The following is a 13192-nucleotide window of genomic DNA, read 5'->3' on the forward strand; positions in this document are numbered from 1 at the left end:
GCACAAAAATAGTTTTGCGTGTATAGAAGCAGGAAAGCCTCATGTAAGCAGCGTGAATTCAGTTGATTGCATATCTATTTATTAGTAGCAGCTTTTTATGAATAAAGCGCGACACATCTAGATTTTCTTTGAAATGTTCTGTAATTACCTAATATAGACAAGATGAGATCAGAAAATATTTCATAAAAACGAGTCGTCATATCATGATGAACACAGTCACTTTGGCGCAGATTGGTGTTTTACTGTATTCACTCAAGTAGTAACTACCGGCAGGACTATTGGGCTTATCACTCGTCATATTGAGTATGTAATAAGCAAATGAAAGTGGGCCATGACTTGAAACCATGGTGGTATTTGTACTCATCATTACAAGCCACGTATTAAAAGTTTCTATTTGACCCATAAAAAAACCCGCAACAGTGTGCGGGTTTTCGTAATATGGCGGAGAGTGAGGGATTCGAACCCCCGGTGGGTTTGACCCCACGTCTGATTTCAAGTCAGGTGCATTAAACCGGGCTCTGCCAACTCTCCTGAAGTAATGGGTATATTAATGATTTAAATGTCTCTGTAAAGCACTAATTTCAATTAAATCAATCAACTGGTGAAATATTGGCCTTTCGTTTTTTGGCCATAACTTCAAGAACAACGACATGACCTTTCTGCTTGATTATCATTTAAACAACGTTTTCGCAAAGCGATATGCAACGTATGTTGCGGGCGTTAATTTGCGTACCATTAAGTTTAGCGTACTCGTGCATCCGTAATTTCAAGCATCAATAGTTTTCAATTAGTTGACGAGTGAATTTCAAACATAAAAAAACCCGCAACAGTGTGCGGGTTTTCGTAATATGGCGGAGAGTGAGGGATTCGAACCCCCGGTGGGTTTGACCCCACGTCTGATTTCAAGTCAGGTGCATTAAACCGAGCTCTGCCAACTCTCCTCAAGTGCTGCGTATCTTAATGATTTAACCAAGGGTGTAAAGCACTAATTTGAACTTTCACGTTCAAGCGAACAATTGATGAACGATATGTTTAATAATTGACAAATATAAGCCGGTTCAAGAAAAAAGACGACACATTTACAGGGTATTTTGCCACAGGAACATGCTTGCAGGCTTGGTTAGCAAAGTTAACGATATTGCTTTGTCTGATGCCCTATTGTTTAAACCGTAACACACATGTAAGGGTAACAGGTGCTCTTCCCTAGGATGTGCATATAGGGCGTAAGGCCCTTTAAACCACTCTATCAATTTTCCCTTTCGCTCGCTTTCGCTGTAAGCACTAGAATGCACAGTATCTTGTAACCAAGCGTTAAAATTACGTGCTCTTTTTAGCGCAACGTCGGAGTTATCGAAAAAGCCCTTCATATTGTGAAAAGAAGACCCTGACCCCAACACTAAAATCCGATCTATGGATTGATGAGCTGCCAGTATATCCCTTAACGCTTCACCAAGTGCAACATGCTTTGCAGCGTTTAGGTCTGCTGCAAGCGAAAGCTGAACGACGGGAATATCTGCATCCGGGTACATAATGCTAAGCGGAATAAACATCCCGTGATCAAAGCCACGTGTTCCATTCCCGCTTGCATTAATTCCCTTTTTATTTAGACCGTCTACGATTGATGTAGCTAGGCTAGGCTCCCCTATCGCGTCATATCGAATTGAATATGCCTCTTCAGGGAACCCGTAATAGTCGTAAATTAGCGTTGGATAAGCGTTTGTTGTTACGTTGATTTCACGGCTCTCCCAATGTGCGCTTACCACAACTATTGCATTTGGCTTTGGTATTTCTTCTGAAAGCGCGGTTAGAGCGTCAATCATTTCTCTATGGTAATTAGGACGCGCTGCCGCCTCACTTGATTGCATCTCAAGAAGCGGAAGCGGACCTCCGCCATGAGAAATATACGCCGTTGTAATTTGTGTGGAGCCCATCATCGATATAGTCCTTATAGACGTGAATTTTGGTCAGTTTTAGTAACGCTTATTTTTAACTCTATTCACTTTGTCAATTTATTGCTGATAAGACCATCAACAGAAAACTTGCCACCACCCTGAATAGTCAAAGCAGCTGTAGCAGCTAGTAGTGCAAGCGCAAATTCATAACCGTTATTGCTCATAAATAAGCCATTTGATGCATGAACGCTAAATATCGCTACCACCATTGTAAATGCACTCACTAATGCTGCAGGACGGGTAAGCGCCCCCAAAATAAGTGCTAGCCCACCAAAGAATTCTGCACTCCCCGCAAGTAGTGCCATTAAAAAGCCTGGGGCTAGACCGATACTTTCCATCCATTGGCCTGTGCTCTCAAGACCGTAGCCACCGAACCACGCAAAGAGCTTTTGCGCACCATGGGCGGTTAGAATAATGCCCACAGGTACACGCAGCACTAGGCTAGAAACACTGTTGTTAGACGTGAAAATGTTTGCGATAAATTGATTGTTCATTGTCGTATCCTCAAATATTAAGCATTAGATGTGACCAGCGACCGACTCACTTTTAACCACGCGGCCCGCTAACCCTATACCGTTAGAATAGTTACCAACAACTATTGAATAAAGCGACAAAATATAGAATGATTACCAACATAATATTGTTAATCATCAAGAATTATGGATAAGTTATCTCTGCTGAAAACATTTAGTGTTGTTGCGAATGAAGGAAGCTTTACAAGGGCAGCACAGAAGCTCGATACGTCTAATCAGCTGGTAAGTAAATATATCGCTGAGCTTGAAAAACAACTTGATACCCGACTATTTAATCGCACCACGCGAAAAATACATCTTACAGAAGCGGGCCAGCAGTGCTTGCAACATGCAAATCATATTCTTGAAAGCGTAAATGATATGGAGAGTCAACTCGGACAGTTAAGTTCTGAGGCAAAAGGTTTATTGCACGTGAGTGCACCAGTTTCATTTTCCACGTTACATTTAGCTGGAGCGCTTAGCGCATTTCAGCAGGCACATCCAAACGTTTCTATAAATTTGCAATTAAATGATAGAAAAATTGATGTGATAGATGAGGGGTTCGATGTTGCTTTGCGAGCTGGAAACCTCACTAGCTCATCGCTTATTGCTAAGAAGATCACTTCCATCAAACTCGCGCTGTGTGCCTCTCCTGCTTATCTTCAAAAATATGGCACACCAAGCCACCCAAAAGATCTTAAACCTGAACACTATCTCGAATATTCTTATGTGAACTATGATAACGAAGCGTCAACGCTCATTGCAGCCCTCAAGGCGAACGCGCAAAAAGTAACGCCCAAGCTAACGGCTAATAATGGTGAGGTACTGACAAATGTTGCCAAGCAAGGAGAAGGCTACGTTTTGCAGCCTACATTCATTGCTGGAGAAGCCTTAAGTAAGGGCGAACTCATATCAATACTCGAAGACTATGTCCCTCAGTCTATTTCTTTGTATGCGGTTTACCCACATCGAAAGCTCATATCAAATAAATTAAGGGTTTTCATAGACTTTCTCTGCGAATATTTTAAAGATACGCCCTATTGGGACCAGTAAATATGGTTACGCATAACCTTTTCACCATCTTTATTGCCTAAATGTTTCCATTATTGCTGGCACACCAGGGAACATGCCGATTAATGCCATTACGGTACAAAGCACTAAAAACGTGATGCCGGGGATCAGCCAACGGCCCGCTTTACCAAGTTCACCAGCTCTATCCTTACAACCGACCAGACCTAAATTGTCTAACAGCATAGTGAATGACCAGCCAAACACCGGATTCACCAAAACTGATGAGATAACCACGAGAGCCGCTGACTGGGTCGTCTTGCCTTCACGCGTCATTTGCATACCGGCTTCCATTAGTGGCAAGAACACCCCAACAATAAGTGCTACGCAAAGCACCGGCGGCCAAATTGCTAAATCCATGGGATAACCCCAAAGTGCCGCTATAACGCATAAAAAGCCAGTAACTAACGCTCCACCGGGTATGGGTCTACGCGCGATTGAAGCCGGAATAATGTAGGTCCCCCACGACGATGAGATGTTCCCCCCTCCCAGAAGGCTTCCCACTGCCTGACGACTAGATGCAGCAATCATGGTGTCATCTATATTCATGTGAGCCCGTTCACTTTTTTTCGGGTAGCTAAGCTTTTGGAACACCTGATGACCTAAGAAATCTGGCGACCACATAGACACAGCCAGCACGGCAAAAGGCAGCACAGCAATGAAATGCGACCAGTCTGGCAGGCCGAGTTTCCAACCTGTGTCTTCCCCCCACCAATAAGCAGGGTTCAAATTGGGCATACCCGGCGACGTTGTGAACTCAAATGGCGCACCGAAGGAAAACGCAATGACCGCCGCCATCACCGCACCAAGCGGAATGGCTAGCCAGCGCTTTTGAATATGCTCTAACCACGCGTACATTAAAATAGTAGCAATGATCACCACAAAGGCTAAGTAAGCCATATCAAAGCTTTCTGCCCACGCAAAGAGTTTCTTTACCTGCCCCGTAATGCCGATAAAACCTAAATATAACAGCAGCCCACCGCATACGCCGTTACTGGTCAACTTGGCAAGCACACTGCCGCCTTTTGTTATTCCTAAAACAAAGCCAAATAGACCTATAAGAAGCCCGAGCGCCATGGGGTGACCACCAGATGCCACGATAAGAGGTACCAGTGGCAACAGCGGCCCGTGCGTACCTGCTAAGTTGGCTGACGGATTCAAAAAACCGGAAATCAGAACGACGAACAAAACTGCAGCTATAAGTAACTCAAAACGCACGTTTTCAATAACAAACTCAGGAGATAGCCCTAGCGGTGCTGCGAATGCACCTACTACGGCGGCAACCATAACGATTTTTCCTATGGTCGCCGCCATTCCTGGCACAAAGTCTTCCCACTCAACGCGGTAGTCTTTACCAGGCAGGTTTAACCGCCAACGTTTTGGAGAAAGTATTTGAAGCTCGTGATTGAGATAGTCGTCTCTTGATTGAAAACTACTACTGGGTTTATGAAGATTTTGATAAGAAGAACTTTCTTGTGACACATAACACCTTTAGATTGCGCGAAGAAAAGCGCAAGCCTAAACATGTAAACGGGATGTAACAATGCGACTGTGGTCTTATACTAAAGTTTAGCAAGATGAACAGGCATAAAAAAACCCGCAGCAATGTGCGGGTTTTCATAATATGGCGGAGAGTGAGGGATTCGAACCCCCGGTGGGTTTGACCCCACGTCTGATTTCAAGTCAGGTGCATTAAACCGGGCTCTGCCAACTCTCCTGAAGTGCTGCGTATCTTAATGATATTTTTATGACTGTAAAGCGAAAAATTAAAAAATTTGTCTAAGTGCCGAGAATTCAATCAAATAGACCGTTTAGCACGTGTAAGAGATGCTTTTATATTCACCTGACACCATTTTCATCTGAAACTACTTGAAAATGGGAACTAAAACCCATACAACATACACTAAATAATTGTGTACCATTTTGGTCATATCATAAGTCCTGTTGGAGGAAACAATGGATCAACGTTCGATGTATTCAAGTGCATCTCAACCATCGGTATTGCAGACGAACAAGGTTCTACGCAACACCTATATGCTGCTTGCGATGACACTGGCGTTTAGTGCGGTTTGTGCTGGTATAGCAATGGCAGTAGGCATTTCTCCTATGATGTCTCTTGTTATGACTATCGGCGCTTTTATTACGTTATTTGTAGTTCAGAAAAAAGCTGATTCAGCATCAGGTATTTACTGGGTATTTGCATTCACAGGTTTAATGGGTGCATCTCTAGGTTACACGCTTAATTTCTATTTGGGTGTAGCCGGTCCTGGTCTAATCATGGAAGCATTAGGTGCGACAGCACTTGTCTTCTTCGCGCTTTCTGGCTACGCGCTAACTACTAAGAAAGACTTCTCGTTTATGGGCGGCTTCTTGGTTGTAGGTTTAGTTGTAGTGCTTGTTGCTGCAATTGCGAACATCTTTTTCGCAGTACCTGCGGTAAGCTTAGCAATCAGTGCAGCGATTGTGTTTATTATGTCAGGTTTCATCTTGTTTGATACCAGCCGTATCATCCACGGTGGTGAAACAAACTACATTCGCGCTACAGTTTCGCTATACTTGAACATATACAACTTGTTCACGTCTATCCTTCACCTTCTAGGTGCATTTGGCGGCGACGATTAATTTAGCGTTAAAGGTTGAAAAGATAAACACCCCTTAACCGGGGTGTTTTTATTTGTATGGCAGAATATTCAATACTTATCACATCATCACCTTTTCAAGGCGATACAGCATTACGCGCCCTCGCCTTTGCACAAGGTGTAATCGATAATGGTGATGTAATAAACAACGTTTTCTTTTATAGCGAAGGTGTACACCACACTAATAACTTAATGCTAAAGACGGGCGACGAACTCTTCGCATTTGATGGCTGGAAGGCACTAGCGACTGAGCACAAAGTAAAATTACTCGTGTGCATTACCGCCGCCGTTAAACGAGGCATTGTTAGTGAGTTAGAGGCGAAAGAGAATGGGTTGTCTCAAGCCAACTTAACCGCGCCTTTCGAGCAAGCTGGCTTGGGCGAGTTTTTCACTGCGCTCCACGAGTGTAACAGGCTGGTACAATTCTAATGGCTCAACTACTTATTAGGTTTACGCAAAGCCCCTTTTCTAATGCGAAAAGCCAAGACGGTTTAGATTTCGCCCTCGCTGCAACAAACTACGGGCACGAAGTAAAGGTGATCTTTGAAAACCAAGGCGTGCTTCAGCTTGTTAAATCAGCGTCAATTAAAGGGCTTAAGAATCATACTAAGCGCTTAGCCAGTATGCCCTTTTTCGATATAGAAGAATGCTTTGTATGTAAAACAAGTGCAGACAATTACGATATTGACCATGTTCTTGCAAATACCGATTTGTTTGAGGAACTTGAGTGTGAGTGGATAAATGCAGCTGAAAAACTTGCCCTTATACAAAGCGTTGACCATGTGGTGACCTTCTAATGCTTATTACCATCTCAACCCCAACACTCTCCATTGCAGATAAACAGCTTATAACGACTGCCGTTAAACAATCAGGCGCAGATATAAGTGTTGTGTGTGTAAGCGACGGCGTATATGCCCCTACAATCGAAAGCGCGTTTATTGAAAAATTAACAAATAGCGGCAAAGAAGAATCACCGTTCAGTTTGGCATTTGTCGATAGCGATGCATCTTCACGAGGCGCTAAGCTGCCGGATTACGCTTCACCTATCACTCCTAGAGAATTAGCAGCCTTGTCAGCAAAACACATACACTGGATTACTCTTTCATGACGCAAGAAACTTATAGCTTTAATTATAAGGGCAAAGAAATTCCTACAGACAAAGCCGGGTATTTGCTCGACTATACGCTGTGGGAAGAAGGAATGGTTGAGCCACTGGCGCAAGAAGAGAACATTGAATTAACTGAAGCGCATTGGGAAGTAGTTCGTTTTGTTCGCGCATTTTATGAAGAATATGAAACCAGCCCAGCGATCCGCGCCCTTGTAAAAGCCATGGCCAATAAATTTGGCCCAGAGAAAGGTAATAGCCGCTACCTGCAGCGACTGTTTAAAAAAGGCCCAGCTAAGCAAGCCACCAAACTTGCTGGATTGCCCAAACCTGCGAAGTGTTTATAACGCTTTATTTAAAAAGGTTTTTAACAATGTTTTGGCGTCATAGTTGAAGCGCTAGCAATAACCGCTAGCCTCCCGCTTTAAACGCTTGTTGCTTTATCTCTCTTATCCTTCAAAGCGTAACATCTACTGCTAGTTTTTAAACAAGCGCTCTATTAAGAAAAAACCAAAGTCTAATTAGCGTGGTAACAATAGCCAGCCTTCGTTAGGCCCTTTCAAGCGCGCATTATTGATGTTTTTTTTGGTATTGGTGCTGATATTGCAACAACTCCTTTACATTAGCGTTTTATTTGCTGTTTCAGGCACATTTTTCATACTTGCCTTTGCAAAACACCAGAAACGTGAATGTTTTACATAAATGGACATAGGAGGCTGTATGACAGTTCAAAAACACTACGTAATCGTTGCCAACCACGACAACGCTATTGCTTACACCTATACCAATCATGGAACCGCGCTTGTTGAAGTTAAAAAGTGGCATAACGAGTTTAGTGACGCCAGTGATCAAGATATCTACACCGACAGGCCAGGAAGGCAGTCGGCTCCTGCGTCGCAAGTACTCGGCGTGGACAGTATGAATCGAAAAGACGCAGCTGAACTTGAAGATGAGCGCTTCGCCAGTGATATTGCAGACTGGCTAGATAGCGAGCGTAAAAGAGGTGCGCTAGGTTCAATAGATATTATTAGCGGACCAGGTTTTCTGGGAAAACTCAGGAATGAAATGTCATCCTCGTGTACCGACGTTGTCGATAAAGAAGTAACGAAGAATGTTTTAGGTGCCGATGAGGAAACTCTACTTTCTTATCTTAGATAGCACTCCCCTTAATAAATAGATAAATACAGGCGGCTGTCGCAGACTGAGCCGCCTGCCTTACACATAATGAAAAATTTGTGCCTTGATAGATTCTTGCACTGGGCCACTATTGCGTTAATAAAAAACGCTACCAGGCCTTAAGTAATTGCGTGTCTCCTATTGCCTCTGCACTTTTAAACGTCTTTACAGGGGTAACCTCAAGGTCGGTATAAATACGAGGGTTATTCAAAATATACTCTACCTCATTATTTAATGAGCCTTTTGTGTCAGCGGTTAACCACGCATTAATAACATGGCTATCATGAGGAAGAAAACAGGGAATAGATTTTTCATGGTACTGGCTAAAGCCTTCGATAGGTGGCCGCGTCACAACCGCACAGGAAAACAGCCCATTGCTAAAGCGCCGGTATACTGCGCCAATGAGCAATGCTCCGCTTGTGGGCTTCATTAAATAATGTGCTTTTCCTTTTCCAACTGGGTTCGACTCCCCTACCGCTGTTGCTACAACCACTGCTCGCCGCTCTCGGATGAACTTCCCCCAATAAGGGCTATCTAGATTGCGAGCGTTAAACGTGGTTCTATCGCCAATTTGCAGTGTGTCACCAACGGGCTTGGCGTCAAACCACCATGTTGCATCTATCGTGCTATCACCAGACACGATTAAGTTGGTAATTTGCTTTTCAGGCGCTTTACCAAATGCAGGATAAAAGTTAATAACGTTGCTTGAGGAGTACTCGTCAACAAAAAGCGGAATGGTTTGCGTAAGCCCTACTTCTTCAAGTAGTGCTATAACGTCAGGTGAGTCAGTAATACGTTGTATAAATCCGCAGATTGGACAATATCCTAGCGCTCGAATGGTTAAAAAAATCCGGCATTTCACAATACCGGATTTCAAAATAACTTTTAATAACGCTTCGTGTCAAACAAGGGGATACTAAGCCGTCGCCTTGATAACCTCTTGCCCTGCCATGTAAGGTACTAGCGCTTTTGGAATAGTAACGCTTCCGTCTGCCTGCTGGTTATTCTCTAAGATAGCAACGAGCGTACGCCCTACAGCCAAACCAGAACCATTCAGTGTATGTAGCAATTCAGGTTTATTGGTTTCAGGGTTGCGGAACCGTGCTTGCATACGTCGCGCTTGGAAATCCAGCATGTTTGAACACGAAGAAATTTCACGGTATGTATTTTGCGCAGGTAGCCATACTTCAAGGTCATAGGTTTTACACGCGCCAAAGCCCATATCACCCGTGCATAACAGCATTTTACGATACGGCAACTCTAGCTTTTGCAGAATAACTTCGGCGTGACCTGTAAGTGCTTCAAGTGCGTCAAAGCTATCTTCTGGCTTAACTAGCTGCACAAGTTCTACCTTGTCGAACTGATGCTGACGGATAAGGCCTCGAGTGTCACGTCCGTACGAACCGGCCTCTGAGCGGAAGCAAGGCGTGTGCGCCGTCATTTTCACTGGCAATGTTTTCGCATCTAAAATTTCATCACGAGCGATGTTTGTCAGCGGTACTTCTGCCGTTGGAATAAGGCTTAGCCCCTGCCCCTCTTCTGTTGCTGGTTTTGTGTGGAAAAGATCTTCACCAAATTTAGGCAACTGGCCTGTGCCGTATAAGCTGTCTGCATTAACCAAATAAGGCACATACATTTCTTGGTAGCCATGCTCTTGCGTATGGGTATCTAGCATAAATTGAGCAATAGCACGGTTCAAGCGAGCGATATCACCGCGCATGACAACAAAGCGACTGCCCGTAAGCTTACTGGCGGTTGCGAAATCTAAGCCGTTGTTCAAGCCTTCAGCAACATCTACGTGATCTTTTACTTCAAAATCAAACGTACGCGGCTCGCCCCAACGAGAAATCTCAACGTTGTGGTTTTCGTTTTCACCTTCCGGCACCGACTCATGTGGTAAATTAGGAATGCCTTGCGTAAAGGTATTAATTTCTTCTAACAGTTCGCTAAGCTCTGCTTTAGCGGCATCAAGCTCGTCACCAAGCTTACCCACTTCTGCGAGAAGCGGCGCAATATCTTCACCTTGCGCTTTTGCTTTACCAATGGATTTACTTCGTACGTTTCGCTCGTTTTGCAGATCCTGTGTTCTGGACTGAAGTGTTTTTCTTTTTTCTTCAAGCGAACTGAAAGCTGCTACATCGAGGTTAAAACCACGGGCAGCCAATCGCTTAGCTGTTTGTTCTATATCGCTTCGCAAACACTTTGGATCTAACATGTGTTTCTAATTATCCTTTCATTAATTGAATGGCTAGCCAACCTGCTATAAGGCAAGCGCCAACGTTAAGAAATACATTCGCTGCGGCTTTAAGCCACAACCCGTTTTCTAATAAAGTTAAGGTTTCAACGGAAAATGTTGAGAATGTGGTAAAGGCACCTAATAACCCTACACCGATAAGCGCTCGGTATGGGGATTCGCTTAAATCATGACGTTCGATAAAACCGTACAGCAATGCGAGTGCAAACGACCCGACCACATTCACCGCTAGTGTACCAAACGGCATGTGTTTTCCAAATAAGGAATCAACACTTGTAGTAACAAAATAGCGTAAACAGGCTCCAGTTGCCCCGCCAGCGGCAATAAAACAATACAAAGTTAACCCTTGAGGCACGAAAAACTCCCTAGCGCGTTCTTTTTATAAGCTATTTGATATTACTTGAAATCATTGAGGTGCACGTGTGCAACTTTACCTTTTATTGTTACTTCTCGCATTAAGTGAGTCGAGAAATTCACGCTTCGCTTTTAGGGCTTTTTCTAAACCACGCTCATTGGGGTTGTATAAGCGAGTACCGGTAAGGCTCTCAGGAAAGTAGGACTCACCTGCGGCGAATGCATTTGGCTCGTTGTGCGCATAACGGTAACCATCGCCGTGGCCTAGCTCTTTCATAAGCCCTGTTGGCGCATTTCGCAAATGCATAGGAACCGGCGCATCTGAGGTCTTGCGCGCCAGTGCTTTTGCTTCGTTAAACGCCATATAAACCGCATTACTTTTTGCTGCTAATGCGCAATATACTGCAGCTTGGGCAATAGCGCGTTCACCCTCTGCGGGCCCTACGCGGTGAAACGTATCCCAGGCATTGATACATAGCTGCATCGCCCTTGGGTCGGCGTTACCAATATCTTCCGACGCAATAGCCAGAAGCCGTCTTCCCACATATAACGCGTCACCGCCACCATCGAGAATTCTTGCGTACCAGTAAAGCGCAGCGTCAGGATCTGAGCCTCTCACGGATTTATGAAAGGCTGAAATCAGGTCATAAAAGGTATCGCCCTTGTTGTCGTAGCTCGCCACTTTCTCGCCCACAGCATGTTCAACATCGCTAACGGTAATGTCGTTAGCGCTTGTGAAATCTGCAGCTAGCTCCAAATAAGTAAGAAGACGGCGGGCATCACCACCGCTTAAATCTATAAGGGCGTTTCTGGCTGTTTCATCAATGCCAAGAGCCCTGTCGCCCAGTCCTTTTTCAGTATCGACTAGCGCCCTATCAATTAACTTTGACAGCGCGTGTTGTTCCAGCGTCTTTAACACATACACACGCACCCGAGATAACAAGGCTTTGTTTAGTTCAAATGAAGGGTTTTCTGTTGTTGCGCCTATGAAGGTGACAACACCTGATTCAACAAACGGGAGAAAGGCGTCCTGCTGACTTTTATTAAACCGGTGAACTTCGTCAACAAAAAGCAGCGTTCGCTGATTATAACGGGCATTATCTTCAGCCGTTTCCATAGCCGCTCTAATGTCTTTAACTCCGGAAGTAACCGCCGAAATACGTAATACAGACGCATTAGTGTACTGAGCGATAAGCTCCGCAAGCGTCGTTTTTCCGGTGCCTGGAGGCCCCCATAAAATCATTGAGTGGCAGTGCCCTGCCTCTAACATTTTACGAAGTGGTTTGCCATCTCCCAGCAGATGCTCTTGCCCGCTATATTGCGCAATGGTAACGGGGCGCATGCGCGCCGCCAACGGCGCGAAGTCTTGATTAACGCTGGTCATCAACTATAAAGCTATCTGGGATATCTACTGAAAATGTATCGGCAGGAATAGGAAAACGGGTTTCAATATTATTGAATACTAAGGTGCTTACCTGTTGTTGAGCATCTAGCATATTGAGCGAAGCCAGTTCGTTATCTTGGTTGAAAGACAGCGTGAGAGTAACGATTTGCCCCCCTTCTTCTTTAGGCGTGATTTGATAACTTTGCATCACCGTATCGTTATTGATCTCGCTTGCCGAAGTGTTGGTAGGTACACCATTGTTCATTTGGCTGATAGAAAACTTTGACCACGTCGCTTCATCTGTAGATGTAAGCAAAACGATAGGGTTATCCTTAATCGCATTGTCTTGAGATAGCACCGTCACCTGCTCTACGAAGGTATCCACATTCCAAACTGCATCTCCATCGGCTACCAGCAATGTTTCATCAGGAAATGTCGTTTCCCAGCGAAGCTTATTGGGACGGGTCATGGTAAGCGTGCCTTGGGCCTCATGCACTACGTTTTGCTGTGCATCAACCACCGTCTGAGTAAAATTAGCACGGAACTGTTTCATGTTGCTCAATCGCGACTGCAGCGATGAACTTACTGAGTCATTGATACTTTCTTTTTGCGCTATAGCTGTGGTGTCTACGCTGCTACTAGTAGCTAATTCTGCCGATGCGTTGGCAGCATTTATCGTTAGGCCGCCAGCGGTTAGTGCACTTATAAAATAAACCGAAACTGCTTTATTCATTTATTCAATCCATTC

The 13192-nt window shown here is 44.4% G+C and carries 16 protein-coding genes and 3 tRNA genes; 7 read left to right on the forward strand and 12 right to left on the reverse strand.

The annotated features are described in order from the left end of the window. Positions 1–196 precede the first annotated feature (196 nt). The 5 genes from C6Y39_RS11510 to C6Y39_RS11530 all read right to left on the reverse strand — a co-directional run bounded on the left by C6Y39_RS11510 (position 197) and on the right by C6Y39_RS11530 (position 2446). Positions 197–403: a hypothetical protein gene (locus C6Y39_RS11510; protein ID WP_105931370.1), complete on the reverse strand. Its 207-nt coding sequence runs from the start codon at positions 401–403 to the stop codon at positions 197–199. Positions 404–439: 36 nt separating this feature from the next. Further along, positions 440–531: transfer RNA gene (locus C6Y39_RS11515), tRNA-Ser, on the reverse strand. 318 nt (positions 532–849) lie between these two features. After that, positions 850–941: transfer RNA gene (locus C6Y39_RS11520), tRNA-Ser, on the reverse strand. A 138-nt stretch (positions 942–1079) separates the two neighbouring features. Then, a complete protein-coding gene (locus C6Y39_RS11525; RefSeq protein WP_105931371.1) occupies positions 1080–1934 on the reverse strand; it encodes a DODA-type extradiol aromatic ring-opening family dioxygenase in 855 nt (284 codons plus the stop codon). A 62-nt stretch (positions 1935–1996) separates the two neighbouring features. Next, positions 1997–2446 carry a DoxX family protein gene (locus C6Y39_RS11530; protein WP_105931372.1) on the reverse strand — a complete coding sequence of 150 codons (450 nt, stop codon included), beginning with the start codon at positions 2444–2446 and terminating at the stop codon, positions 1997–1999. Between the two features lie 165 nt (positions 2447–2611). Between C6Y39_RS11530 and C6Y39_RS11535 the strand changes: the two genes are divergently transcribed. Next, positions 2612–3517, forward strand: a complete 906-nt coding sequence (locus C6Y39_RS11535; RefSeq protein ID WP_105931373.1) for a LysR family transcriptional regulator — start codon at positions 2612–2614, stop codon at positions 3515–3517. A gap of 30 nt (positions 3518–3547) precedes the next feature. Here C6Y39_RS11535 and C6Y39_RS11540 read toward each other — a convergent pair whose 3' ends face one another. Both C6Y39_RS11540 and C6Y39_RS11545 read right to left on the reverse strand, forming a co-directional pair. Next, complete coding sequence (locus tag C6Y39_RS11540) at positions 3548–5014, reverse strand: DUF3360 family protein (RefSeq protein ID WP_105931374.1); 1467 nt, start codon at positions 5012–5014, stop codon at positions 3548–3550. A gap of 143 nt (positions 5015–5157) precedes the next feature. Further along, positions 5158–5249 (reverse strand) — tRNA-Ser (locus tag C6Y39_RS11545). A gap of 239 nt (positions 5250–5488) precedes the next feature. On the opposite strand from C6Y39_RS11545, the gene C6Y39_RS11550 reads away from it, so the two are divergent. The 6 genes from C6Y39_RS11550 (at position 5489) to C6Y39_RS11575 (ending at position 8434) form a co-directional block, all read left to right on the forward strand. Continuing rightward, positions 5489–6154 carry a Bax inhibitor-1/YccA family protein gene (locus C6Y39_RS11550; RefSeq protein ID WP_014949619.1) on the forward strand — a complete coding sequence of 222 codons (666 nt, stop codon included), beginning with the start codon at positions 5489–5491 and terminating at the stop codon, positions 6152–6154. 56 nt (positions 6155–6210) lie between these two features. Beyond that, positions 6211–6600 carry a sulfurtransferase complex subunit TusD gene (tusD, locus tag C6Y39_RS11555; RefSeq protein WP_105931375.1) on the forward strand — a complete coding sequence of 130 codons (390 nt, stop codon included), beginning with the start codon at positions 6211–6213 and terminating at the stop codon, positions 6598–6600. Continuing rightward, on the forward strand, positions 6600–6968 hold the full coding sequence (locus C6Y39_RS11560) for a DsrE family protein (RefSeq protein WP_105931376.1): 369 nt from the start codon (positions 6600–6602) through the stop codon (positions 6966–6968). The genes tusD and C6Y39_RS11560 overlap by 1 nt, the downstream gene beginning before the upstream one ends. Continuing rightward, positions 6968–7279, forward strand: coding sequence for a hypothetical protein (locus tag C6Y39_RS11565; protein WP_105931377.1), 312 nt, complete (start codon positions 6968–6970; stop codon positions 7277–7279). Before C6Y39_RS11560 ends, C6Y39_RS11565 begins: the two co-directional genes overlap by 1 nt. Beyond that, on the forward strand, positions 7276–7623 hold the full coding sequence (locus tag C6Y39_RS11570; RefSeq protein ID WP_105931378.1) for a TusE/DsrC/DsvC family sulfur relay protein: 348 nt from the start codon (positions 7276–7278) through the stop codon (positions 7621–7623). The genes C6Y39_RS11565 and C6Y39_RS11570 overlap by 4 nt, the downstream gene beginning before the upstream one ends. 373 nt (positions 7624–7996) lie before the next feature. Beyond that, positions 7997–8434, forward strand: a complete 438-nt coding sequence (locus C6Y39_RS11575) for a baeRF12 domain-containing protein (protein ID WP_105931379.1) — start codon at positions 7997–7999, stop codon at positions 8432–8434. Positions 8435–8561: 127 nt separating this feature from the next. Here C6Y39_RS11575 and C6Y39_RS11580 read toward each other — a convergent pair whose 3' ends face one another. The 5 genes from C6Y39_RS11580 to lolA form a co-directional block, all read right to left on the reverse strand. After that, positions 8562–9266: an SOS response-associated peptidase family protein gene (locus C6Y39_RS11580; protein ID WP_105931486.1), complete on the reverse strand. Its 705-nt coding sequence runs from the start codon at positions 9264–9266 to the stop codon at positions 8562–8564. A 102-nt stretch (positions 9267–9368) separates the two neighbouring features. Continuing rightward, the gene (gene serS / locus C6Y39_RS11585; protein WP_105931380.1) at positions 9369–10667 is read right to left on the reverse strand and encodes a serine--tRNA ligase; all 1299 of its coding nucleotides are present in this window, start codon (positions 10665–10667) and stop codon (positions 9369–9371) included. A 10-nt stretch (positions 10668–10677) separates the two neighbouring features. After that, entirely contained in the window at positions 10678–11061 is a 384-nt protein-coding gene (crcB, locus tag C6Y39_RS11590) for a fluoride efflux transporter CrcB (protein WP_105931381.1), read from the reverse strand. 75 nt (positions 11062–11136) lie between these two features. Next, on the reverse strand, positions 11137–12444 hold the full coding sequence (locus tag C6Y39_RS11595; protein ID WP_105931382.1) for a replication-associated recombination protein A: 1308 nt from the start codon (positions 12442–12444) through the stop codon (positions 11137–11139). Beyond that, positions 12431–13177, reverse strand: a complete 747-nt coding sequence (gene lolA / locus C6Y39_RS11600; protein ID WP_105931383.1) for an outer membrane lipoprotein periplasmic chaperone LolA — start codon at positions 13175–13177, stop codon at positions 12431–12433. Before lolA ends, C6Y39_RS11595 begins: the two co-directional genes overlap by 14 nt. Positions 13178–13192 lie beyond the last annotated feature (15 nt).

This window comes from Alteromonas gracilis, from assembly GCF_002993325.1.
Taxonomy (GTDB): domain Bacteria; phylum Pseudomonadota; class Gammaproteobacteria; order Enterobacterales; family Alteromonadaceae; genus Alteromonas; species Alteromonas gracilis.